This window comes from Bacillus sp. JZ39, from assembly GCF_053903145.1.
This window is the reverse complement of record NZ_CP096389.1, coordinates 2,255,738-2,278,117: the sequence shown is the minus strand read 5'-3', so window position 1 is coordinate 2,278,117 and position 22,380 is coordinate 2,255,738. Positions and strand designations below refer to the sequence as shown.

Sequence of the window (22,380 nt, the reverse complement as noted above, 5' to 3'; positions counted from 1 at the left end):
GTATTGACCGTAATATAAAGGAGCTAAAGTTTCAACTTTTATGGCTTTGAGATCCAATCTTTCACATATTGAAATGTGCGTCCATACTCTTTTAACTTCGCCCGAATTTCCCATGCTTTTCCGACTAAGACAACACCTTTTGGCATGCGGTGCACTTTCACGAAGAAGCCCCCTTTTGCTCTAGTATGATAAAATGTATGGGGCATCATATAGAGACAGAACGGGAGATGAAGAAATGAAATCATTAGAAGAAAAAACAATTGCCAAAGAACAGATCTTTTCGGGTAAAGTCATTGATCTTTATGTCGAGGATGTAGAGCTGCCAAACGGCAAAGCCAGTAAACGTGAAATTGTGAAACACCCTGGAGCTGTAGCGGTACTAGCCGTCACAGATGAAGGGAAAATCATCATGGTCAAACAATTCCGTAAGCCGCTTGAGCGGACGATTGTTGAAATTCCGGCCGGTAAGCTTGAAAAAGGTGAGGAGCCGGAGTATACGGCACTTCGGGAACTTGAAGAGGAAACCGGTTATACAGCAAAAAAACTGACAAAAATAACTGCGTTTTATACATCACCCGGATTTGCAGATGAAATTGTTCACGTTTTTCTTGCTGAGGAGCTTTCTGTGCTTGAAGAAAAACGGGAGCTTGATGAGGACGAGTTTGTTGAAGTGATGGAGGTGACGCTTGAAGATGCGCTAAAGCTGGTTGAATCGCGTGAAGTATATGATGCTAAAACAGCCTACGCGATTCAGTATCTTCAACTGAAAGAAGCGCTCCAAGCACAAAAATGAAAAAGATTTACGCGGATTTGCACATTCATATCGGCCGGACCTTTACAGGAAGGGCTGTCAAAATAACAGGCGCCAAAACATTAACGCTGGACAGAATTTTGGTTGAAGCCAGTGAACATAAAGGAATTGAACTCCTCGGCATTATCGACTGTCATTCTCCGGAAGTCATTCTAGAGCTTGAGGAAGGCATTTCATATGGAAAATATCGCGAGCTTGACGGGGGAGGAATCCGTTATCGCAGCACGACTCTTTTATTGGGGAGCGAGCTGGAGATTTATGATGAAGCTTGTAGCGGACCGATCCATGTGCTCGTATTTATGCCGACGCTGTCTGATATGAAACAGTTTTCAAACTGGCTGTCAGCCCGGCTGAAAAATATTCATTTAAGCTCGCAGCGGATTTATGAAACGGGCTTAAACCTGCAAAAAAAAGTGCAGGATATGGGCGGCTTGTTTATCCCCGCCCATATCTTTACGCCGCATAAAAGCTTATATGGAAAAGGGGTTAAATCAAGCTTAACTGAGGTTTTTGATCCATCTATGATAGACGCGGTGGAGCTTGGATTAAGCTGTGATACAGACATGGCATCACAGGTATCTGAATTGAATCCGTATCCTTTTTTAACAAATTCTGATGCGCATTCGTTGGGGAAAATCGGCAGAGAATATAATGAACTATATGTGCAGTCAGCTGATTTTACTGAATTTGCTCTTGCATTAAAGGGACAAGATGACAGGAAAATTATCGCAAATTATGGCTTGGACCCGTTATTGGGGAAATATTATCAGACGGCTTGCGAAGCGTGCGGAGAGCCTGCTGTAAGCGGGGAAACAGCGTGCGCGAATTGCGGAAATGCCAGATTTACCAAGGGAGTCAGCGAAAGATTGCGTGAATTGAGTGATCAGCTTGAAGTTCGCGTCCCGCGTCCGCGATATGTACATCAGATCCCGCTGCAATTTGTTCCGGGTGTAGGCCCGAAAACGCTGGACAAACTAAAAAAAGCCTTCGGAACAGAAATGGCTGTTCTTCATGAGGCTGCAGAAGAAGATTTGGCTCGCGTTGTCCCGCCGAAAACCGCGGCGCTTATCGTAAAAGCGAGATCCGGAAAACTGGAATTGAAAGCCGGAGGAGGAGGAACCTACGGTAAAATTAAACCGTGAGCTAAAGATTAACTCAGTTCCTCCTGTACTTTTCTTTTTGTGCGTATAAAGGTAATCAGCTGGATGATTTCATCTTCACTCAGCGGCTGGCCATCAACAGAAATGGTAAAGTCAAGGCTGCTCCACGTGGCCAATTCTATGGCCTGAGGAGCAGTCTGCTTTTGTTTCTCGCGGCCTAAAAGTTCATCGCAGGTTGTGTCAAAGAGGTCAGCCAGCATGGCAAGCGCTTCAAGTGAAGGCCGTCGGTAGCCTGACTCGTAGCCGGCATATGTGCTTTTTGCGATACCGAGAAGGTCAGCTGTATATTGAAGCGACCAATTTTTCTTTTTTCTCAATTCAGTTAAACGATCTAGATTCATGAACTTCCGCTCCTTTTTCACCTTGAGCTGATTATATCATATAGGTATTAGGAAGTGTACGCGAATTGAATAATAATGTCTTGCGTATTTTATTTTCCGTGTCTATAATTGCATTAAAAGTATGCGAAAAGCGAATACCTTCTCGCAACCCATCTTTAGATACAGTGAAGAGGTGCATGGTATGAAAAAATTATTGATGTTGACAACTGGGGGAACGATTGCTTCAGTTGAAGGGGAAAATGGGCTGGCTCCCGGAGTCAAGGCTGATGAATTATTAAGTTACGTATCAAAACTTGATAACGATTACACAATGGAAACTCAGTCGCTTATGAATATAGACAGCACCAATATGCAGCCTGAATACTGGGTGGAAATAGCGGAAGCCGTTAAGGAAAATTATGATGCCTATGACGGGTTTGTTATTACTCACGGTACAGATACAATGGCCTATACATCTGCAGCACTTTCGTATATGCTGCAGCATGCCAAAAAGCCGATTGTCATCACCGGCTCGCAGATTCCGATCACGTTCCAAAAAACCGATGCCAAAAAAAATATTACTGATGCCATTCGATTTGCCTGTGAAGGCGTGGGCGGCGTTTATGTTGTATTTGACGGCAGAGTCATTCAGGGAACGCGTGCGATCAAATTAAGAACGAAAAGCTACGACGCATTTGAAAGCATCAATTACCCATATATCGCTTTTATCAATGAAGACGGGATAGAATACAACAAACAAGTAACGGAACCTGAGAACGACACCTTCACAGTTGACACTTCACTATGCACAGATGTATGTCTGCTGAAGCTGCATCCAGGCTTAAAGCCTGAAATGTTTGATGCCCTGAAAAGCATGTACAAAGGAATTGTCATTGAGAGTTATGGCAGCGGAGGGGTGCCGTTTGAAGGCAGGGACATTTTGTCAAAAGTGAATGAGCTGATCGAAAGCGGCATTGTCGTCGTCATTACGACTCAATGTCTTGAAGAAGGCGAAGACATGAGCATTTACGAGGTTGGCCGCAGAGTCAACCAAGACTTAATTATCCGATCAAGAAATATGAACACAGAAGCAATTGTGCCAAAATTGATGTGGGCGCTAGGTCAGTCTTCGGATCTTCCTGTCGTCAAGAGAATTATGGAAACGCCGATAGCTGATGACGTTGTCCTGTAAAATGTAAAAACGATAACCAGCAAAGAGAAAGAAGGTTAAAGATTATGTTAAACGGCCAAAAAGAATATCGCGTGGAAAAAGACTTCCTTGGGGAAAAACAAATTGAGGCAGATGTTTATTACGGAATTCAGACGCTCCGTGCTTCTGAAAATTTCCCGATCACAGGATACAAAATCCATGAGGAAATGATTAACGCACTGGCGATTGTGAAAAAAGCTGCGGCTCTTGCCAACATGGACGTGAAACGGCTGTATGAAGGAATTGGCCAAGCTATCGTACAAGCCGCTGACGAGATTCTGGAAGGCAAGTGGCACGATCAGTTTATCGTCGATCCGATTCAGGGCGGTGCCGGAACTTCTATGAACATGAACGCGAATGAGGTTATCGGAAACCGGGCGCTTGAAATCATGGGACATAAAAAGGGAGATTATATCCATTTAAGTCCAAACACACATGTGAACATGTCACAGTCTACGAACGATGTGTTCCCGACTGCTATTCATATTTCCACATTGAAGCTTTTAGAAAAACTGCTGAAAACAATGGAAGATATGCATAGTGTGTTTAAGCAAAAAGCACAGGAGTTTGACTCTGTTATTAAAATGGGCCGGACACACCTTCAAGATGCGGTTCCGATCCGTCTTGGCCAGGAATTCGAAGCTTACAGCCGTGTTCTCGAGCGTGATATCAAACGAATCAAGCAATCGCGCCAGCACCTATATGAAGTCAACATGGGCGCAACTGCTGTTGGTACAGGGTTGAACGCTGATCCTGAATATATCAAACAGGTAGTAAAGCACCTTGCTGATATTAGCGGGCTTCCTCTTGTCGGCGCTGACCATCTTGTTGATGCAACACAAAATACAGATGCCTATACAGAGGTATCAGCTTCATTAAAAGTCTGCATGATGAACATGTCGAAGATCGCAAACGACCTGCGCTTAATGGCGTCGGGCCCGCGCGCCGGACTTGCGGAAATTTCTCTGCCTGCACGTCAGCCGGGTTCATCTATTATGCCGGGGAAAGTCAATCCGGTTATGGCGGAGCTGATCAACCAAATTGCGTTCCAGGTGATCGGAAACGACAATACAATCTGCCTTGCTTCAGAAGCCGGCCAGCTTGAGTTGAACGTCATGGAGCCCGTGCTTGTCTTTAATTTGCTTCAATCCATCAGCATCATGAACAACGGCTTCCGTTCGTTCACTGACAACTGCTTAAAGGGCATTGAAGCCAACGAAAAGCGGTTGAAGCAATACGTAGAAAAAAGCGCAGGCGTGATCACAGCTGTCAATCCGCATCTTGGATATGAAGCGGCTGCCAGAATTGCCCGGGAAGCGATTATGACAGGCCAATCAGTCCGTGACCTTTGCCTGCAGCATGATGTGCTGACTGAAGAAGAATTGGATATTATTTTAAACCCATATGAGATGACCAAACCAGGTATCGCAGGGAAAGAACTATTAGAAAAATAAAATTTGTATAAAATACAGCTTATTCATCTCTGAATAGTCGGATGAATAAGCTGTTTACAACATAGGGATGAGGAAGTATAGTATACGTGTTGCACTATATATTGAAAGCGTTTTAGCTTTTACATGAAGGGGGACTTCTTTTGAAGGATGTAAGATTGCCAACACTATTTGAAATTATTATTGTACTAGGAGTATTTTTAGCACTTGTTCTATCGTTTACAGTCTTTCTCGACTTGCCGATACAGCTGGCGCTTTTTGTTTCATGGTTTATTGCAATGCTTTTAGGTATAAGACTCGGTTATTCTTATAAAGATTTACAAAATGCGATTGTACATGGGATATCAAATGGCCTTGAAGCCGTACTGATTCTCGTTTCAGTTGGGGCGCTCATCGGAACATGGATTGCCGGAGGCGTTGTGCCGACTTTGATTTATTACGGACTGGAATTTATTCACCCAAGTATCTTTTTACTGGCAACGTTAATTATTTGTTCCATTATGTCTGTGGCAACAGGAACGTCATGGGGAACAGTCGGAACTGCCGGCATTGCCATGATCGCAATTGGAGAGGGTTTAGGCATTCCGCTTCCTCTAGTAGCGGGAGCTATTCTTTCAGGTGCTTATTTCGGGGACAAGCTGTCTCCGCTGTCTGACAGTACAGTTCTAGCTTCTTCACTATCAAAAGTCGATGTATTGGCTCACGTGAGAGCAATGCTTTATTTATCAATACCTGCTTATGTCATTACAGCTATACTCTTTACAGTTGTTGGATTTATGTACGGCGGGAAAAATATTGATCTTGATAAAGTTGAATTCTTAAAATCATCTTTGCAAAACACGTTTGACATTCATATTTGGATGCTGATCCCGGCAGTTGTCGTCATAGTCTTATTGGCGATGAAAAAGCCATCTATGCCGGTTATCGTAATTGGTGCTTTACTCGGTGCAATCTGGGCTGTCGTTTTCCAAGGGATGGATATTGCCCATGCGATTGCAACTGCGTACAACGGCTTCTCTATTAAAACTGATGTTGAATTTTTGAACGGCTTGTTAAACCGCGGTGGAATTGTCGGTATGCTTGATTCTCTCGTCGTCATCATCTTTGGCCTTGGTTTTGGCGGTCTGCTTGAGAAACTCGGCGTGTTAAAAGTCATTGTTTCAACGTTTGAAAAGAAATTAACTTCAGCCGGCAATGTCACATTGTCTACACTGATCGTAGCGTTTTTAGCAAACATCTTCGGCTGTGCGATGTATGTATCTCTTATTTTGACTCCGAAAATTATGGAAGACAGCTATGATCGCTTACATCTGGACAGAAGAGTGTTATCACGTAACTCAGAGGTCGGGGGAACATTGACTTCGGGGATGGTTCCTTGGTCTGATAATGGGATTTACATGGCTGGTATTTTAGGTGTTTCTACCTTCTCTTATCTGCCGTTTATGTGGCTCAGTTTTGTAGCAATAGGTCTTGCAATTATCTATGGTTATACAGGAAAATTTATATGGTATACGAAAAACAATACAGTTAAAGCCGAAAAACTAGGCTAATAGGGGAGGATCACTGAATGATAGCGAAACACATGATTCGGACACTGATGATCGAAACGCCTTCGGTTCCCGGAAATCTTGGAAGGGTGGCTACGGCCATCGGCCTTCTGGGCGGGGATATTGGTGAAGTGGAGACGGTAAAAGTCGGACCCAATTACACAATGCGGAATATTACCGTTCAAGTGGAGAATGAAGAACAGCTTCAGGAAGTGATCGCGGCTGTACAGGCCCTCGGAGAAGGGATCAGGCTTCACACCGTATCTGATGAAGTCCTGTCCGCACATGAAGGCGGAAAAATCCAAATGAAAAGCAAAATGCCGATCCGTTCACTGGCAGAGCTGGGACGTGTCTACACACCAGGTGTTGCGGACGTGTGCCGACTGATCGAAAAAGAACCTGAAAAAGCTTCTATTTATACAACGATCAGCAATTCTGTTGCAATTGTAACGGATGGAACCGCAATTTTAGGCCTTGGGAATATCGGCTCTGTGGCTGGCATGCCTGTCATGGAAGGAAAGGCTGCTTTGTTTGATCAGCTGGCGGGTATTAGCGGCATTCCGATACTGCTTGATACGAGTGATCCTGAAGAAATCATCAAAACAGTAAAACATATTTCTCTGGGCTTTAGCGGCATCCTTCTTGAGGATATCGGTTCGCCGCATTGTTTTGAAATCGAGGATCGCCTAAAAGAGGAGCTGAACATCCCTGTTATGCACGATGACCAGCATGGTACAGCTGTAGTGACGCTGGCAGCTGCCATTTCGGCATGCAGGAGTGCGGGGGTTGACCTGAAGGAAGCGAAAGTGGGGCAAATCGGCCTTGGTGCAGCAGGCGTGGCCATCTGCCGGATGTTCATGGCTTATGGTGTGAATGCTGTGTACGGAACAGATAAATCAGAGTCAGCAATGAACCGTCTCGAACAATACGGCGGACAGGCAGTTTCCAGTATTGAGGAGCTTATGGAAACATGTGATATTGTCATTGCAACAACGGGCGTTCCGGGTTTAATAAAACCGACATTTGTACGTTCTGGTCAAGTGATTTTGGCTTTATCGAATCCGAAGCCGGAAATTGAGCCGGAGGCCGCACTGCAGGCTGGCGCCGCATATGCAGCTGACGGGCGTTCTGTTAATAATGTACTCGGTTTTCCGGGGATTTTTAGAGGAGCGCTTAACGCAAAAAGCACGGAGATTAATCATGATATGCTTGTCGCAGCAGCAGAGGCCATCGCAGCTTGCACTAAACAAGGTGATGTTGTCCCTCAGCCGCTTGATTCAAAAGTCCATCATGCTGTAGCGGCAGCTGTCGAGCATGCAGCTCTTACAGCAGTGAAATAAATGTAGCTAAACAGCACCTGTCATAGCAGGTGCTGTTTTTTTCTTATCATTGTTCAATTTTGTTATCATTACTATGAAAAAAAAGGGAGTGATCACATGGCAAAAAGCCAAGCGAAAAAGAAGCGGGAGCATCGATTGAGAAACGGCGGACGTGACGTCTTATTATCAAGAGGCAGCACACCATCTTTCAGCACACATGAAAGAATGACAAAAAGCAAAAAAGAGTTTTTGAATAAACGGAAGCATAAGAATCCTTATGATCATACAGCAGTTGATGATAAGGATTTTTTTGTGCCCCAAAAAGCCGCCTAGCATTCGTCTCTATCGTTTCTTTTTGAAAAAGGGCATGTTTTTCCGTTTCTTTCATACAATCTATTAAATCAAATCACTAGAACGGGCGGGAGGAAACGGTATGCGAAAAATCTCTTATAAGGACATGTTTCTCAGGCATGTCAAAGATCATCTCTCTCTTTATATATTTGTGTCAGTGCTGTTTTTCATGGGTGTCATCTTTGGCGCGATTATTGTCAACAGTATGACCATCAGCCAGAAAGAAGATTTATACTACTACTTAAGTCAATTTTTTGGACAGCTTTCGGATGGAAAACAGGCAAGTTCAGCTGATATGTTTGGGCAAAGTATCTTTCATAATGCAAAGTATTTAGGCCTGATGTGGATACTGGGAATTTCCGTCATTGGAATGCCGATTATTTTCATCATGATCTTTCTGAAAGGGATCGTCGTCGGCTTTACTGTCGGGTTCCTAGTCAATCAGATGGGAGTAAGCGGGTTTTTCCTATCTTTTGTCTCCGTTTTGCCGCAAAATGTGCTGCTGATTCCGGCTTATCTCATTATGGGCACATGTGCAATTGCGTTTTCTTTAAAGTTAATCAGACAGCTGTTCGTGAAACGAAGCCTGCATGACGCGCCGATTCAATGGTTCGGGCGGTATGCCTTTGTGCTGCTGGTCATTCTGTTTTTAGCGCTGATCTCATCTCTCTTTGAAGCATACTTATCTCCTGTTTTAATGGAAAAGCTTACATCTAGACTTTTTTAAAATTATTATTAAAAGAAAACCGTTTTATTTATCAGTTTATAATAATTATAGTTGGAACTCTGCGCGTATTTTGTTATAATGAGTCATGGAATGCGGCGTAGGAGGGAAAGACATGGAAAACCGTATTGATCGAATTAAGAAACAACTGCACTCATCCAGCTATAAACTTACGCCACAGCGTGAAGCGACAGTAAGAGTGCTGCTTGAAAACGAAGAAGACCATTTAAGCGCAGAAGATGTATACCTCCTCGTAAAAGAGAAATCTCCTGAGATCGGTCTCGCTACAGTATACCGTACGCTTGAATTATTAACTGAATTAAAAGTCGTAGATAAAATTAACTTTGGAGACGGTGTGTCCCGTTACGACCTTCGGAAAGAGGGCGCAGCTCACTTTCATCACCACTTGGTGTGCATGGAGTGCGGAGCCGTTGATGAAATTGAAGAAGATTTGCTTGAAGACGTGGAAGAAATCATTGAACGTGATTGGAAATTTAAGATTAAAGATCATAGATTGACGTTTCACGGCATTTGCCACCGCTGTAACGGAAAAGAAACTGAATAGACGGTGCCGAGCGCGAACCTTTTCTCATGGGGAAAGGGTTTTTTGCTGTTTCTATGTATAAAACCTTTCTGATTTGGCATATGGTTTATATAACTGGAACCATAGGGAAAGGATCGATTAGGACATGGGAAGATTCCTGAAAACAGCTGTCGATGCATTGAAAGTTTTCATCCTGTTTACCGGTTTTACCGCTTTGTTCTATTATGCTATGATATGGGTGAATCAAGAGTATGAAAACTATCATCGGTATGATAAACCGGAAGGCTCCGCTGTAAAAGTTGTTGAAATGGATCAGGATGAAAAAGGCGGATGGTTCGACCGGTTGATCTTTTTTTACCAAAACGGGGAGTAGATCAAGAGTGAAAGATCAAATAAAGGATTTCATCCACTACGTCATGGTAGAGAGAGGGCTCTCTCAAAATACGATCGTATCCTATGAACGTGACTTGAAAAGCTATTCTCTCTACTTAACAGAAACCCTTCATGTTACAGATTGGAATCACGTTACCCGCATACATATTATCCAATACTTAAAGCATTTGAAGGACTCGGGGAAATCCGGCAAGACATCGGCGCGGCATTTAGCATCCATTCGCTCTTTTCATCAATTTCTGCTCAGGGAAAAAGTAACGGATAAGGACCCTTCCGTTCATATCGAAACACAAAAGACGGAACGGGCGCTTCCGAAGGTGCTCGCACTCAATGAAGTCGAGCGATTATTGGACACGCCTAAGCTGACGAGCCCTTTCGGATATCGGGATAAAGCAATGCTGGAGCTGCTTTATGCGACAGGCATACGAGTCAGTGAAATGACTGAGTTGAAAACGACAGATGTTCATTTATCTATGGGGTTTGTCCGATGCTTCGGCAAAGGAAGAAAAGAACGGATTGTGCCAATTGGTGAAGCCGCCGCTTCCGCCATTGAGGAATATATGACAAAAGCCAGGGGAAAACTGTTAAAAAATAATGTATCTGACGCCCTCTTTTTAAATCATCACGGCAAACAGATCAGCCGCCAGGGATTTTGGAAGAACCTGAAAAAAATCGCGTTGGAAGCCGGCATTAAGAAAGAGCTGACTCCGCATACGCTCAGGCATTCCTTTGCGACGCATCTGCTTGAGAACGGGGCAGATTTAAGAGCGGTGCAGGAAATGCTCGGTCATGCGGATATATCCACGACGCAAATTTATACGCATGTGACGAATACAAGGCTGAAGGATGTGTACAAGCAGTTTCATCCGCGAGCATAGCCGCAGGTGGCTGCGGCTTTTTTGTTTAGAGCGACAGAAAATATTGAAGTTTCTCATTATTTCCAAATGCATTGTCAACGGGAATGAAAACGGTTTATACTTGAGTTGTCAGACCTCTTAGCGATACAATAGACGTATAGAAAAAAAGGAGGCTTTCAAGATGCCTGCATACAAATATAATCGTGTGTTTTTAATTGTGATGGACTCAGTCGGAATCGGCGAAGCGCCGGATGCCGCTGACTTTAATGATGAAGGCGCTCATACGCTCGGTCATATTGCCGAGCATATGAACGGATTACATATGCCGAATATGGCAAAGCTCGGCCTTGGTCTTATCGAAGATATCAAAGGTGTAGAAAAAACAGAACATCCGCTTGCCTACTATGGAAAAATGCAAGAAGCGTCAAACGGAAAAGATACGATGACCGGCCATTGGGAGATTATGGGTTTATACATTGATAAACCATTTAAAGTGTTCCCGGAAGGCTTTCCTGATGAATTGCTTCAAGAGCTGGAAAAGAGATCTGGCCGCAAAATTATTGGAAACAAGCCGGCTTCCGGCACAGCGATTTTGGATGAGCTTGGTCAGGAGCACATGGAGACAGGGGCTTTAATTGTTTACACGTCTGCTGACTCTGTTCTGCAAATTGCCGCTCACGAAGAGGTTGTGCCGCTTGAGGAGCTGTATCGCATTTGCGAAACGGCGAGAGAGCTGACGCTTGATCCGAAATATATGGTTGGCCGCATTATTGCACGGCCGTTCGTCGGAGAGCCGGGTCAATTCAAACGGACGCCAAACCGCCATGACTATGCCCTTAAACCGTTTGATCGCACTGTCATGAATGAATTGAAAGACAGCGGCTTAGATGTGATTTCAATCGGTAAAATCTCTGATATTTACGACGGAGAAGGCATTACTTCTTCACGCAGAACGGTTTCTAATATGGACGGAATGGACAAGGTGATCGATACGCTGGGAGAAGACTTTACGGGTCTGAGCTTTGCGAACCTTGTTGATTTTGACGCGTTATTCGGACACCGCCGTGACCCTGAAGGCTACGGACGCGCGCTTGAAGAATTTGATGCGCGGCTTCCGGAAGTGTTTGAAAAAATGAGAGAAGACGATCTGTTAATTATTACAGCCGACCACGGCAATGATCCGATTCATCATGGGACTGACCATACACGCGAGTATGTGCCGATTCTCGCTTACAGCAAAAAACATAAGAAAGCGCAAATGCTGCCGCTTGCAGATACATTTGCCGATATTGGCGCAACGATCGCTGATAATTTCCAAACAAATAAACCGAAATACGGGAAAAGCTTTTTATCTTTATTACAATAGGGGGACTGTTTCTTGAAGGACAGAATTGAACGCGCAGCCGCTTTTATTAAACAAAACCTGCCGGAATCTCCGAAGATCGGCCTTATTTTAGGCTCAGGTCTTGGCATTTTGGCGGACGAAATCGAAAATCCGGTCAAGCTGAAATATGAAGATATACCTGAATTCCCGGTATCTACTGTTGAAGGGCATGCCGGACAGCTTGTGCTTGGCACTCTTGAAGGAGTTTCCGTCATTGCAATGCAGGGCCGCTTTCATTTTTATGAAGGCTACTCAATGGAGAAAGTCACATTCCCTGTACGCGTGATGAAAGCGCTCGGTGTGGAAGCGTTGATCGTGACAAATGCCGCAGGCGGTGTCAACACTGAATTCCGTGCGGGAGACTTAATGATTATTACCGATCATATCAACTTTATGGGAACAAACCCGTTAATCGGGCCAAACGAAGCAGATTTCGGCGCCAGATTTCCAGATATGTCTTCAGCCTATGACAAAGATCTGTCCAGCCTGGCTGAAAAGATTGCGAAAGACCTTAATATCCCAATTCAAAAAGGCGTGTACACTGCTGTGACAGGACCTTCTTACGAAACACCGGCAGAAGTCCGTTTCTTAAGAACGATGGGCTCTGATGCAGTCGGCATGTCTACTGTTCCGGAAGTCATTGTGGCGAATCATGCGGGAATGCGGGTTCTTGGCATTTCCTGCATCTCTAACGCGGCAGCCGGAATTCTGGATCAGCCTTTAAGTCACGATGAAGTTATGGAAGTGACCGAAAAAGTAAAAGCTGGATTCTTAAAGCTTGTTAAAGCGATCGTCGCTCAGTACGAATAAATATGAATCAATGCAGGACCAAAAGACAGCTGTGTCTGATATCACACAGCTGTCTTTTTTTATGCCCAAAATTCGAAACATTTTCCATCAGTGGCGTATAAAACCATCCCGGTTGGAAAAAATAAAAAGGATTATGAAATGGAGGGCTTTTGAGATGAAACGTCTTTTATCCACTTTGTTGATTGGTATAATGCTGCTTACATTTGCACCGTCTGCATTTGCAAAACAAGACGGAAAACGTACATCGGAGCTTGCTCATGAAGCGAAGTCTGCGGTGCTGATAGAACGTGACACGGGAAAAGTGCTTTACAACAAGAACAGCAATGAGAGACTGGCGCCTGCAAGCATGACGAAAATTATGACGATGCTTTTGATTATGGAAGCTTTAGATAAAGGCAAAATCAAAATGAGTGATAAGGTCCGTACAAGCGAACATGCGGCGTCAATGGGCGGCTCACAGATATTCCTTGAGCCCGGCGAAGAAATGACTGTCAAAGAAATGCTGAAAGGCATCGCAATCGCTTCGGGGAATGACGCTTCCGTTGCCATGGCTGAATTTATTTCCGGCTCTGAAGAAGAATTTGTGAAGAAAATGAATAAAAAAGCAAAAGAGCTGGGATTGAAAAATACATCCTTTAAAAACCCAACAGGACTGACCGAGGAAGGACACTACAGCTCTGCTTATGACATGGCAATCATGGCTAAGGAATTATTGAAATACGAATCAATTACGAAGTTTACCGGCACGTATGAAGATTATCTGCGTGAAAATACAGATAAAAAGTTTTGGCTTGTAAATACAAATCGCCTTATCAAATTTTATCCTGGTGTAGACGGCGTAAAAACAGGCTATACAGGCGAAGCGAAATATTGTCTGACTGCTTCGGCTAAAAAAGGAAACATGCGGGCCATAGCGGTTGTATTCGGAGCGAGCACGCCTAAAGAAAGAAACGCGCAAGTGACAAAAATGCTTGACTTCGCCTTTAGCCAGTATGAAACGCATCCTTTATATAAACGAAATGAAACAGTAGCAAAAGTAAAGGTCAAAAAAGGGAAACAAAAATTTATCGAACTCACTACATCTGAGCCGATTTCAATATTGACGAAAAAAGGCGAGGATATGAACGATGTGAAAAAAGAAATCAAGATGAAGGACAATATTAGTGCTCCGATTCAAAAAGGCCAAGAGCTTGGCACTCTTGTTCTGAAAAAGGATGGAGAAGTACTCGCTGAAAGTCCTGTTGCTGCAAAAGAAGATATGAAGAAAGCCGGGTTTATCACATTCTTGAAGCGGACGATGGGAGACTGGACAAAATTTAAGTAATTATGCCGAATGACCACTAGTTTTGTCACGGTGAAGGAATTCATTCCGTCGAAATCGAAACACTCATTATCCGATCATATCAAGGAGGAATGAGCATGAGCCTTGGAATTGACATGCATGTCAAAGAATCTGTGCTTTGTATTCGATTAACAGGCGAACTCGATCACCATACGGCTGAAACCCTGAAGCAAAAAGTGACTCAATCATTGGAGAAGGATGATATTCGCCATATCGTGCTGAACTTGGAGGACCTCTCCTTTATGGACAGCTCGGGGCTTGGCGTTATTTTAGGAAGATACAAGCAAATTAAGCAAATTGGCGGGGAAATGGTCGTATGCGCTATCTCTCCTGCGGTGAAGCGATTGTTTGATATGTCGGGTCTGTTTAAAATTATCCGATTTGAACAATCTGAACAGCAGGCGCTCCTGACACTGGGGGTGGCATCATGAAAAATGAAATGCACATTGAGTTTTCTGCCCTCAGTCAGAATGAATCGTTCGCCCGTGTGACAGTTGCTTCATTTATAGCTCAGCTGGACCCGACAATGGATGAACTGACTGAAATCAAAACAGTCGTGTCAGAGGCTGTCACAAATGCAATTATCCATGGATATGAAAAGAACTGTGAAGGGAAAGTTTACATTTCAGTAACGCTGGAAGATCATGTCGTATATATGACCATTCGTGATGAAGGCTTAGGCATTACAGATCTTGAAGAAGCCCGTCAGCCTCTATTTACGACTAAGCCTGAGCTTGAGCGCTCTGGAATGGGCTTTACCATTATGGAAAATTTCATGGATGATGTCAGTGTCGATTCATCGCCTGAAATGGGAACAACGATTCGCTTAACAAAGCACTTATCAAAAAGCAAAGCGCTTTGTAATTAAGGAGATTTGTTATGGATGTGGAGGTTAAGAAAAACGGCAAAAACGCTCAGCTGAAGGATCATGAAGTAAAGGAATTAATCAAACAAAGCCAAAATGGCGACCAGCAGGCAAGAGACCTCCTCATAGAAAAAAACATGCGTCTTGTTTGGTCTGTCGTACAGCGGTTTTTAAACAGAGGATATGAGCCTGACGATCTCTTCCAGATCGGCTGCATCGGGCTGTTAAAATCTGTTGACAAATTTGATTTAACCTATGATGTGCGTTTTTCAACGTATGCAGTGCCGATGATTATCGGAGAAATCCAACGATTTATCCGTGATGACGGAACCGTAAAGGTATCACGGTCATTAAAAGAGCTTGGAAACAAAATCCGGCGCGCAAAGGATGAGCTTTCGAAAACACTGGGCAGAGTGCCGACGGTGCAGGAGATCGCTGACCATTTGGAGATTGAAGCTGAGGATGTTGTACTGGCCCAAGAGGCGGTAAGGGCTCCATCTTCGATTCACGAAACCGTTTATGAAAATGACGGAGATCCGATTACCCTGCTTGATCAAATCGCTGACAACTCAGAAGAAAAATGGTTTGACAAAATTGCGCTGAAAGAAGCAATCAGCGATTTGGAGGAAAGGGAAAAACTAATCGTCTATCTCAGATATTATAAAGACCAGACACAGTCCGAGGTGGCTGAGCGGCTCGGGATCTCTCAGGTGCAGGTTTCCAGGCTTGAAAAGAAAATATTAAAACAGATCAAGGTTCAAATGGATCATACGGATGGCTAGTCTGCAGTGCAGGCTAGCTTTTTTGTGTGCAAAAGCGTGGTAATTTATGGTCTTTTCGAGCGGATGAATGAGAACAAAATCGAACCACATACTACATATATAACCACCGAAAGATGGTGATCAATGATGGAACGACGAATATTTATCCGGCTTCGCCACCGGGTGCTGGCACATCCAGGGGATATTATTACCGTTGGAGATGCCGCGCAAATAGAAGGGCAGCTTCAGCTGAAAAAGAAACTTTCGGCTATGCCGCTTTATCAGGTGAGCGAAAAAGATAAAAATATCGTAATTCTGGATATCATACAAGTCCTCAGAGCCATTCATTTACAAGATCCGACACTTGATGTTCAAACCGTAGGCGGAGCAGAAACCATTGTTGAAATTCAGTATCGAAAGCGAAATTTATCAACGGTTCTATTTATCGGTGTCTGGCTGCTTCTGTTTATTGGATCGTGTCTTGCCATCATGAACTTTCATGAGGATGTAAGCATGAGAGATGTTCATATCGCACTATATGAAATCATAACCGGAGAGAGGAATGACTATCCATATTTGCTTCAAATCCCATACAGCATCGGTTTGGGACTGGGGATGATCGTGTTTTTTAACCACATATTTAAAAAGCGCCTAAATGAAGAGCCCAGCCCGCTGGAGGTTGAGATGTTTAACTATCAGCTTGATCTCGATCAATATGTGGCCATGCATGAGAATCAAGAAACCATAAAGGATCTGCATGATCGTTAGTGTATTGTTCATTATTTTTGTAGGGCTCGGCGGAGGCATAACGGTGGGGGCGGGTTTCGTTGCTTTTTTAACCGTAATGGGAATCATTCCGCGGCTGATGCAGCTCACCAAAACAATGAGATTTGTTCAGGCTTATGAAGCGGCTGTCATTCTTGGCGCGGTTTGCGGGGGATGGGAGACGCTTCATATGAATCATCTTTATCTAACAAAATGGATAGCTGTGCCGGTCGGGCTTCTGGCAGGTTTGTTCGTCGGGATGCTAGCGGCTGCTCTTACAGAAGTTTTAAATGTCCTGCCGATTTTGGCGAAACGAATCGGGCTCAGAAGTAAAATCATTATTTTATTAATGGCCATCGTGATTGGGAAAATCGCGGGATCTTTATTTCACTGGCTGTACTTTATTGACCATTCATAAGGAGGTTTCAAGATGACAAACATAAAAGAAAATTACAAATCAAAAGTGAAAACATATCAGCCTAAGCCGCCTTACGTCTGGAACTGTGTAAAAGCCTTTTTAGTGGGCGGACTGATTTGTGCAATCGGGCAAGGTCTGCAAAATTTTTATATCCATTTTTTTGATTTCAATGAAAAAACTGCGGGGAATCCAACAGCTGCAACGCTGATATTAATTTCTGCCCTGCTTACAGGGTTTGGCATCTATGACAGAATCGGACAATTCGCAGGCGCAGGTTCAGCCGTACCTGTCACAGGTTTTGCCAACAGTATGGCAAGCGCGGCTCTTGAATATAAAAGCGAAGGATTAGTGCTTGGAGTAGCGACAAATATGTTTAAACTGGCAGGAAATGTTATTGTTTTCGGAGTTGTAGCTGCATACATCGTTGGAATGATTCGGTTTGCTTTTGAGAAACTGATGTCATAGGAGGAGAAGAAAATGAAATTAACAGGAAAGCAAACCTGGGTATTTGAACATCCCATATTTGTCAACTCAGCGGGAACGGCAGCAGGACCAAAGGAAAAAGACGGACCGCTCGGCTCTTTATTTGATAAAACCTATGACGAAATGCATTGTAATCAAAAAAGCTGGGAAATGGCGGAACGGCAGCTGATGGAAGACGCTGTTAATGTTGCACTTCAAAAAAACAATCTGACAAAAGATGATATTGACCTATTGCTGGCAGGCGACTTGCTGAACCAAAACGTGACGGCTAACTATGTGGCAAGACACTTGAAAATCCCATTTCTTTGTATGTTTGGCGCCTGTTCAACATCAATGGAAACAGTGGCTGTCGCATCAGCCTTAGTTGATGGCGGGTTTGCCAAAAGGGCACTCGCTGCCACTAGCAGTCACAATGCAACTGCGGAAAGACAGTTTCGCTATCCGACAGAATACGGAGGCCAAAAACCGGACACTGCTACCTCCACTGTAACCGGAAGCGGTGCAGTTGTCATCAGTCAGACACCGGGTGATATCCAAATCACAAGTGCGACTGTCGGAAAGGTTTCTGATTTAGGAATTACAGACCCTTTTGATATGGGATCGGCTATGGCTCCGGCTGCAGCTGATACGATTAAGCAGCACTTTAAAGATCTCAACCGGACAGCGGATGATTATGATCTAATCCTGACAGGTGACCTGTCAGGCGTCGGTTCTCCAATCGTAAAAGACATCTTAAAAGAAGATGGATATCCAGTCGGCACAAAGCATGATGATTGCGGGCTTCTGATTTACACTCCGGATCAGCAGGTCTTTGCCGGGGGGAGCGGCTGTGCTTGTTCAGCGGTTGTCACCTACTCTCATATTTTTAAGCAGCTGAGAGAAGGAAAATTAAACCGTGTATTTGTCGTAGCGACCGGGGCACTATTAAGCCCGACGATGATCCAGCAAAAAGAAACCATCCCGACTATCGCCCACGGGGTTGTATTTGAGCGTGCAGGAGGTGCATCTTAACATGGACTACCTTTTGGCTTTTGTCTGCGGCGGGGCCATTTGTATCGTCGGCCAGCTGCTCTTGGATATTTTTAAATTGACGCCAGCTCATGTCATGACATCATTTGTTGTAATCGGTGCAATATTAGATGGTTTCGGCATTTACGATAAATTTATTGAATTTGCCGGAGGAGGCGCCACCGTTCCGATCGTCAGCTTTGGTCACAGTCTTCTGCACGGCGCCATGCATCAGGCGCATATACACGGATTTATCGGAATCGGCATGGGGATTTTTGAGCTGACCTCGGCCGGTATCTCAGCCGCTATTCTTTTCGCCTTTATCGTAGCTGTTATTTTCAAACCGAAAGGATAATGCCGACATGACGACAAAACGCAAGGTCATACTGGTAACAGACGGGGATGTTTATGCCGCTAAAACAATTGAATACGCCGCAAGCAAAGTGGGAGGTCGATGCATTTCACAATCAAAAGGGAATCCTTCCACCCGCAGCGGCGCCGAGCTTGTCAAGCTGATCGCCTCAGCACCGTATGATCCTGTATTTGTCATGTTTGACGACTCCGGCCTTCAAGGAGAGGGTCCGGGAGAAGCCGCTCTAACCTATGTCGCAACCCATCCGTCTATTGAAGTGCTCGGTGTGATTGCGGTCGCGTCAAAAACACATCAGGCTGAATGGACCAGGGTCGATGTAAGCATTGACCGCAATGGAGAAATAACTGAATACGGCGTCGATAAAGTCGGGGAAAGAGAATTTGATGACCACAGAATGAGTGGAGATACAGTCTATTGCCTTGATAAACTTGATCTCCCGCTTATTGTCGGTATCGGGGATATCGGCAAAATGGGCAGAAAAGACGATATCTCAAAAGGGTCGCCAATCACCATGAAAGCGGTCGAGTTTATTTTAGAAAGGAGCGGGTATCATGCCGGACCACAAGGAAGAGAAAATTCGGGTTTATCGGAATCCAGCTAAAAATGAAGAGTATTTCAAAAACCGTGTTGGGATGGGGACGAGCTATGATGTAGGTGTTCGCAAGCTCACGATTTTAGATAAAGAGATCCAGCTTTACTATCTAAATGGATTATGCGATACAGCCTATATTATTCATTTAATGAGAGAGCTTGTTGCCATTAACAATCGGAAAGAAGACCCTGATGAGCTGGTCGACATCGTCGAAAACAGGCTGCTTAACGCCCAGGTCGAAAAAGTAAAAACCTTGGATGAAACCACCGACCAAGTGCTGTCTGGGCTCGTCGCTGTCATTGTTGAAGGTGCAGGCTTCGCATTTATAATTGACGTCAGAAGCTATCCGGGCAGAAACCCGGAAGAACCTGATACGGAAAAGGTGGTCAGGGGAGCCAGAGACGGATTTGTTGAAAATATCGTCGTCAATACGGCCCTTCTCAGAAGGCGGATCAGAGACGAGCGCCTTCGAGTCAAGATGACTAAAGTTGGTGAGCGGTCAAAGACGGATTTAAGCATTTGTTATATAGAAGATATAGCTGATCCGGATCTGGTTGAGATCGTAGAAAAAGAAATTGCATCCATTGATGTCGATGGATTAACAATGGCAGACAAAACTGTCGAGGAATTCATTGTTAATCAAAGCTATAATCCTTTTCCGCTCGTGCGCTATACAGAAAGACCGGATGTGGCCGCAAATCATGTTCTAGAAGGCCATGTTATCATTATAGTGGACACATCGCCGAGTGTGATCATTACCCCGACGACTTTATTTCACCATGTGCAGCATGCTGAAGAATATAGGCAGGCGCCTTCAGTCGGGACCTTTTTAAGATGGGTAAGATTTTTCGGTATTCTTGCTTCTACTTTATTTCTTCCGATCTGGTTTCTCTTTGTGCTTCAGCCTGATCTGCTCCCGGACAACATGAAATTTATCGGTTTAAATAAAGATACGCATATCCCGATCATCCTGCAGATATTTTTAGCTGACTTAGGAATCGAGTTTCTCAGAATGGCTGCCATTCACACCCCGACGGCTTTATCGACAGCAATGGGTTTAATTGCCGCTGTTCTGATCGGGCAGATTGCGATTGAGGTCGGCCTTTTTTCTCCTGAGGTAATTCTGTACGTCTCACTTGCGGCGATTGGAACCTTTACGACGCCTAGTTATGAATTAAGCTTGGCAAACAAAATGAGCCGTCTTGTCCTCATGATACTCGTTGCCTTATTTCATATAAAAGGGCTCGTCATCGGATTTACAGTGCTAATTATTGCCATGGCAAGCATCAAATCCCTTCAGACACCGTACTTATGGCCGCTGATTCCCTTTAACGGAAAGGCGCTGTGGCAGGTTCTTGTCCGTACAGCGAAACCTGGCGCAAAAGTAAGACCCAGTATCGTTCACCCCAAAAATCGTTTAAGACAGCCTACCAATTCATAATCGCATTGAAACTGACTGAAGAGTATGATAATGTATGTCTTAATTATGAAGGGACAGTCCATAAAACTGTCCTTTCATCCATAAGCGGAGAAAGAGGGAATGACATTGTTCTTACACGGCACAAGCAGACAAAATCAACATGGTCATTTAGAAATCGGAGGTGTGGATGCTCTCTATTTAGCTGAGAAATATGGTACACCTCTTTACGTATATGATGTGGCTTTAATACGTGAGCGTGCTAAAAGCTTTAAGCAGGCGTTTATTTCTGCAGGGCTGAAAGCACAGGTGGCATATGCGAGCAAAGCATTCTCATCAGTCGCAATGATTCAGCTCGCTGAGGAAGAGGGACTTTCTTTAGATGTCGTATCCGGAGGAGAGCTATATACGGCTGTTGCGGCAGGATTTCCGGCAGAACGCATCCACTTTCATGGAAACAATAAGAGCAGGGAAGAACTGCGGATGGCGCTTGAGCACCGCATCGGCTGCATTGTGGTGGATAATTTCTATGAAATCGCGCTTCTTGAAGACCTATCTAAAGAAACGGGTCACTCCATCGATGTTCTTCTTCGGATCACGCCCGGAGTAGAAGCGCATACGCATGACTACATTACAACGGGCCAGGAAGATTCAAAGTTTGGTTTCGATCTTCATAACGGACAAACTGAACGGGCCATTGAACAAGTATTACAATCGGAACACATTCAGCTGCTGGGTGTACATTGCCATATCGGCTCGCAAATCTTTGATACGGCCGGTTTTGTGTTAGCAGCGGAAAAAATCTTCAAAAAACTAGACGAGTGGAGAGATTCATATTCATTTGTATCCAAGGTGCTGAATCTTGGAGGAGGTTTCGGCATTCGTTATACGGAAGATGATGAACCGCTTCATGCCACTGAATACGTTGAAAAAATTATTGAAGCTGTGAAAGAAAATGCCTCCCGTTACGGTTTTGATATTCCGGAAATTTGGATCGAACCGGGCCGTTCTCTCGTGGGAGACGCAGGCACAACCCTTTATACGGTTGGCTCTCAAAAAGAAGTGCCGGGTGTCCGCAAATATGTGGCAGTAGACGGAGGCATGAACGACAATATTCGTCCTGCGCTTTACCAAGCTAAATATGAAGCTGCGGCAGCCAACAGGATCGGAGAAGCGCATGACAAAACGGTATCGATTGCCGGAAAGTGCTGTGAAAGCGGAGATATGCTGATTTGGGATATTGACCTGCCGGAAGTAAAAGAAGGCGATCTTCTTGCCGTTTTTTGTACAGGCGCTTATGGATACAGCATGGCCAACAATTATAACCGTATTCCGAGACCCGCCGTTGTATTTGTCGAAAACGGTGAGGCTCATTTAGTCGTGAAGCGAGAAACATACGAAGATATTGTAAAACTTGATCTGCCATTTAAAACGGGTGTAAAGCAATAAAAGAAAGCGCCGATTTTTCGGCGCTT

The 22,380-nt window shown here is 44.3% G+C and carries 27 protein-coding genes; 25 read left to right on the top strand and 2 right to left on the bottom strand.

Features of this window, described 5'->3' with window-relative positions; all coding sequences use genetic code 11:
• Positions 1–38: 38 nt before the first annotated feature.
• Positions 39–161: a Z-ring formation inhibitor MciZ gene (gene mciZ / locus M1D65_RS11585; RefSeq protein ID WP_003230420.1), complete on the bottom strand. Its 123-nt coding sequence runs from the start codon at positions 159–161 to the stop codon at positions 39–41.
• Positions 162–235: 74 nt separating this feature from the next.
• Between mciZ and nudF the strand changes: the two genes are divergently transcribed.
• Together nudF and M1D65_RS11575 are read left to right on the top strand one after the other, a co-directional pair.
• Positions 236–793, top strand: a complete 558-nt coding sequence (gene nudF, locus M1D65_RS11580; RefSeq protein ID WP_004398600.1) for an ADP-ribose pyrophosphatase — start codon at positions 236–238, stop codon at positions 791–793.
• The gene (locus M1D65_RS11575; RefSeq protein ID WP_032726075.1) at positions 790–1,953 is read left to right on the top strand and encodes a TIGR00375 family protein; all 1,164 of its coding nucleotides are present in this window, start codon (positions 790–792) and stop codon (positions 1,951–1,953) included. Before nudF ends, M1D65_RS11575 begins: the two co-directional genes overlap by 4 nt.
• An 8-nt stretch (positions 1,954–1,961) precedes the next feature.
• On the opposite strand, the gene ansR is transcribed toward M1D65_RS11575, so the two are convergent.
• Complete coding sequence (gene ansR, locus M1D65_RS11570) at positions 1,962–2,312, bottom strand: HTH-type transcriptional regulator AnsR (protein WP_004399024.1); 351 nt, start codon at positions 2,310–2,312, stop codon at positions 1,962–1,964.
• 181 nt (positions 2,313–2,493) lie between these two features.
• Here ansR and ansA point away from each other — a divergent pair, with 181 nt between their 5' ends.
• The 23 genes from ansA to lysA all read left to right on the top strand — a co-directional run bounded on the left by ansA (position 2,494) and on the right by lysA (position 22,354).
• A complete protein-coding gene (gene ansA, locus M1D65_RS11565) occupies positions 2,494–3,483 on the top strand; it encodes an asparaginase (RefSeq protein WP_004399032.1) in 990 nt (329 codons plus the stop codon).
• Positions 3,484–3,527: 44 nt separating this feature from the next.
• Entirely contained in the window at positions 3,528–4,955 is a 1,428-nt protein-coding gene (aspA, locus tag M1D65_RS11560) for an aspartate ammonia-lyase (RefSeq protein WP_014477246.1), read from the top strand.
• 140 nt (positions 4,956–5,095) lie between these two features.
• Positions 5,096–6,502, top strand: coding sequence for a malate-H+/Na+-lactate antiporter MleN (gene mleN / locus M1D65_RS11555; protein ID WP_014480178.1), 1,407 nt, complete (start codon positions 5,096–5,098; stop codon positions 6,500–6,502).
• A 17-nt stretch (positions 6,503–6,519) separates the two neighbouring features.
• Positions 6,520–7,839, top strand: coding sequence for an NAD-dependent malic enzyme (locus M1D65_RS11550; protein ID WP_276352844.1), 1,320 nt, complete (start codon positions 6,520–6,522; stop codon positions 7,837–7,839).
• A 96-nt stretch (positions 7,840–7,935) separates the two neighbouring features.
• Complete coding sequence (locus tag M1D65_RS11545) at positions 7,936–8,151, top strand: hypothetical protein (protein WP_064671054.1); 216 nt, start codon at positions 7,936–7,938, stop codon at positions 8,149–8,151.
• Between the two features lie 100 nt (positions 8,152–8,251).
• Entirely contained in the window at positions 8,252–8,896 is a 645-nt protein-coding gene (spoIIM, locus tag M1D65_RS11540) for a stage II sporulation protein M (RefSeq protein WP_004398593.1), read from the top strand.
• A 112-nt stretch (positions 8,897–9,008) separates the two neighbouring features.
• Positions 9,009–9,458, top strand: coding sequence for a ferric iron uptake transcriptional regulator (fur, locus tag M1D65_RS11535; RefSeq protein WP_003223972.1), 450 nt, complete (start codon positions 9,009–9,011; stop codon positions 9,456–9,458).
• A 124-nt stretch (positions 9,459–9,582) separates the two neighbouring features.
• Complete coding sequence (locus M1D65_RS11530) at positions 9,583–9,810, top strand: YqzK family protein (protein ID WP_003230440.1); 228 nt, start codon at positions 9,583–9,585, stop codon at positions 9,808–9,810.
• A 7-nt stretch (positions 9,811–9,817) separates the two neighbouring features.
• The gene (gene xerD / locus M1D65_RS11525) at positions 9,818–10,708 is read left to right on the top strand and encodes a site-specific tyrosine recombinase XerD (protein WP_456270580.1); all 891 of its coding nucleotides are present in this window, start codon (positions 9,818–9,820) and stop codon (positions 10,706–10,708) included.
• Between the two features lie 160 nt (positions 10,709–10,868).
• A complete protein-coding gene (gene deoB / locus M1D65_RS11520; RefSeq protein ID WP_015251776.1) occupies positions 10,869–12,053 on the top strand; it encodes a phosphopentomutase in 1,185 nt (394 codons plus the stop codon).
• A 12-nt stretch (positions 12,054–12,065) separates the two neighbouring features.
• Positions 12,066–12,881: a purine nucleoside phosphorylase I, inosine and guanosine-specific gene (locus tag M1D65_RS11515; RefSeq protein ID WP_003230447.1), complete on the top strand. Its 816-nt coding sequence runs from the start codon at positions 12,066–12,068 to the stop codon at positions 12,879–12,881.
• A gap of 154 nt (positions 12,882–13,035) precedes the next feature.
• Positions 13,036–14,205, top strand: a complete 1,170-nt coding sequence (gene dacF, locus M1D65_RS11510) for a D-alanyl-D-alanine carboxypeptidase DacF (RefSeq protein WP_031315198.1) — start codon at positions 13,036–13,038, stop codon at positions 14,203–14,205.
• A 95-nt stretch (positions 14,206–14,300) separates the two neighbouring features.
• Positions 14,301–14,654: an anti-sigma F factor antagonist gene (gene spoIIAA, locus M1D65_RS11505; protein WP_003223957.1), complete on the top strand. Its 354-nt coding sequence runs from the start codon at positions 14,301–14,303 to the stop codon at positions 14,652–14,654.
• The gene (spoIIAB, locus tag M1D65_RS11500) at positions 14,651–15,091 is read left to right on the top strand and encodes an anti-sigma F factor (RefSeq protein ID WP_456270579.1); all 441 of its coding nucleotides are present in this window, start codon (positions 14,651–14,653) and stop codon (positions 15,089–15,091) included. The genes spoIIAA and spoIIAB overlap by 4 nt, the downstream gene beginning before the upstream one ends.
• An 11-nt stretch (positions 15,092–15,102) precedes the next feature.
• A complete protein-coding gene (gene sigF / locus M1D65_RS11495) occupies positions 15,103–15,870 on the top strand; it encodes an RNA polymerase sporulation sigma factor SigF (RefSeq protein WP_003230458.1) in 768 nt (255 codons plus the stop codon).
• A 126-nt stretch (positions 15,871–15,996) separates the two neighbouring features.
• On the top strand, positions 15,997–16,617 hold the full coding sequence (spoVAA, locus tag M1D65_RS11490) for a stage V sporulation protein SpoVAA (RefSeq protein WP_015714205.1): 621 nt from the start codon (positions 15,997–15,999) through the stop codon (positions 16,615–16,617).
• Positions 16,607–17,032: a stage V sporulation protein SpoVAB gene (gene spoVAB / locus M1D65_RS11485; RefSeq protein WP_003230463.1), complete on the top strand. Its 426-nt coding sequence runs from the start codon at positions 16,607–16,609 to the stop codon at positions 17,030–17,032. The genes spoVAA and spoVAB overlap by 11 nt, the downstream gene beginning before the upstream one ends.
• A 12-nt stretch (positions 17,033–17,044) precedes the next feature.
• Positions 17,045–17,497: a stage V sporulation protein AC gene (gene spoVAC / locus M1D65_RS11480; protein ID WP_003223947.1), complete on the top strand. Its 453-nt coding sequence runs from the start codon at positions 17,045–17,047 to the stop codon at positions 17,495–17,497.
• A 12-nt stretch (positions 17,498–17,509) separates the two neighbouring features.
• Complete coding sequence (gene spoVAD / locus M1D65_RS11475) at positions 17,510–18,526, top strand: stage V sporulation protein AD (protein ID WP_003230465.1); 1,017 nt, start codon at positions 17,510–17,512, stop codon at positions 18,524–18,526.
• 1 nt (position 18,527) lies between these two features.
• Positions 18,528–18,878, top strand: a complete 351-nt coding sequence (spoVAE, locus tag M1D65_RS11470) for a stage V sporulation protein AE (protein ID WP_003230467.1) — start codon at positions 18,528–18,530, stop codon at positions 18,876–18,878.
• A 7-nt stretch (positions 18,879–18,885) separates the two neighbouring features.
• Positions 18,886–19,497 carry a stage V sporulation protein SpoVABEA gene (gene spoVAEA, locus M1D65_RS11465; protein WP_003230469.1) on the top strand — a complete coding sequence of 204 codons (612 nt, stop codon included), beginning with the start codon at positions 18,886–18,888 and terminating at the stop codon, positions 19,495–19,497.
• Entirely contained in the window at positions 19,448–20,929 is a 1,482-nt protein-coding gene (gene spoVAF / locus M1D65_RS11460; RefSeq protein ID WP_003230471.1) for a spore germination protein SpoVAF, read from the top strand. Before spoVAEA ends, spoVAF begins: the two co-directional genes overlap by 50 nt.
• 105 nt (positions 20,930–21,034) lie before the next feature.
• Entirely contained in the window at positions 21,035–22,354 is a 1,320-nt protein-coding gene (lysA, locus tag M1D65_RS11455; protein WP_128740930.1) for a diaminopimelate decarboxylase, read from the top strand.
• Positions 22,355–22,380: the final 26 nt, after the last annotated feature.

Excerpts from the sequence above, each read along its gene's own strand:
- nudF (WP_004398600.1), top strand. The coding sequence starts at position 236 with ATGAAATCATTAGAAGAAAAAACAATTGCCAAAGAACAGATCTTTTCG.
- M1D65_RS11575 (WP_032726075.1), top strand. The coding sequence starts at position 790 with ATGAAAAAGATTTACGCGGATTTGCACATTCATATCGGCCGGACCTTT.
- ansR (WP_004399024.1), bottom strand. The coding sequence starts at position 2,312 with ATGAATCTAGATCGTTTAACTGAATTGAGAAAAAAGAAAAATTGGTCG.
- ansA (WP_004399032.1), top strand. The coding sequence starts at position 2,494 with ATGAAAAAATTATTGATGTTGACAACTGGGGGAACGATTGCTTCAGTT.
- aspA (WP_014477246.1), top strand. The coding sequence starts at position 3,528 with ATGTTAAACGGCCAAAAAGAATATCGCGTGGAAAAAGACTTCCTTGGG.
- M1D65_RS11550 (WP_276352844.1), top strand. The coding sequence starts at position 6,520 with ATGATAGCGAAACACATGATTCGGACACTGATGATCGAAACGCCTTCG.
- M1D65_RS11545 (WP_064671054.1), top strand. The coding sequence starts at position 7,936 with ATGGCAAAAAGCCAAGCGAAAAAGAAGCGGGAGCATCGATTGAGAAAC.
- spoIIM (WP_004398593.1), top strand. The coding sequence starts at position 8,252 with ATGCGAAAAATCTCTTATAAGGACATGTTTCTCAGGCATGTCAAAGAT.
- fur (WP_003223972.1), top strand. The coding sequence starts at position 9,009 with ATGGAAAACCGTATTGATCGAATTAAGAAACAACTGCACTCATCCAGC.
- M1D65_RS11530 (WP_003230440.1), top strand. The coding sequence starts at position 9,583 with ATGGGAAGATTCCTGAAAACAGCTGTCGATGCATTGAAAGTTTTCATC.
- deoB (WP_015251776.1), top strand. The coding sequence starts at position 10,869 with ATGCCTGCATACAAATATAATCGTGTGTTTTTAATTGTGATGGACTCA.
- dacF (WP_031315198.1), top strand. The coding sequence starts at position 13,036 with ATGAAACGTCTTTTATCCACTTTGTTGATTGGTATAATGCTGCTTACA.
- spoIIAA (WP_003223957.1), top strand. The coding sequence starts at position 14,301 with ATGAGCCTTGGAATTGACATGCATGTCAAAGAATCTGTGCTTTGTATT.
- spoIIAB (WP_456270579.1), top strand. The coding sequence starts at position 14,651 with ATGAAAAATGAAATGCACATTGAGTTTTCTGCCCTCAGTCAGAATGAA.
- sigF (WP_003230458.1), top strand. The coding sequence starts at position 15,103 with ATGGATGTGGAGGTTAAGAAAAACGGCAAAAACGCTCAGCTGAAGGAT.
- spoVAA (WP_015714205.1), top strand. The coding sequence starts at position 15,997 with ATGGAACGACGAATATTTATCCGGCTTCGCCACCGGGTGCTGGCACAT.
- spoVAB (WP_003230463.1), top strand. The coding sequence starts at position 16,607 with ATGATCGTTAGTGTATTGTTCATTATTTTTGTAGGGCTCGGCGGAGGC.
- spoVAC (WP_003223947.1), top strand. The coding sequence starts at position 17,045 with ATGACAAACATAAAAGAAAATTACAAATCAAAAGTGAAAACATATCAG.
- spoVAD (WP_003230465.1), top strand. The coding sequence starts at position 17,510 with ATGAAATTAACAGGAAAGCAAACCTGGGTATTTGAACATCCCATATTT.
- spoVAE (WP_003230467.1), top strand. The coding sequence starts at position 18,528 with ATGGACTACCTTTTGGCTTTTGTCTGCGGCGGGGCCATTTGTATCGTC.
- spoVAEA (WP_003230469.1), top strand. The coding sequence starts at position 18,886 with ATGACGACAAAACGCAAGGTCATACTGGTAACAGACGGGGATGTTTAT.
- spoVAF (WP_003230471.1), top strand. The coding sequence starts at position 19,448 with ATGCCGGACCACAAGGAAGAGAAAATTCGGGTTTATCGGAATCCAGCT.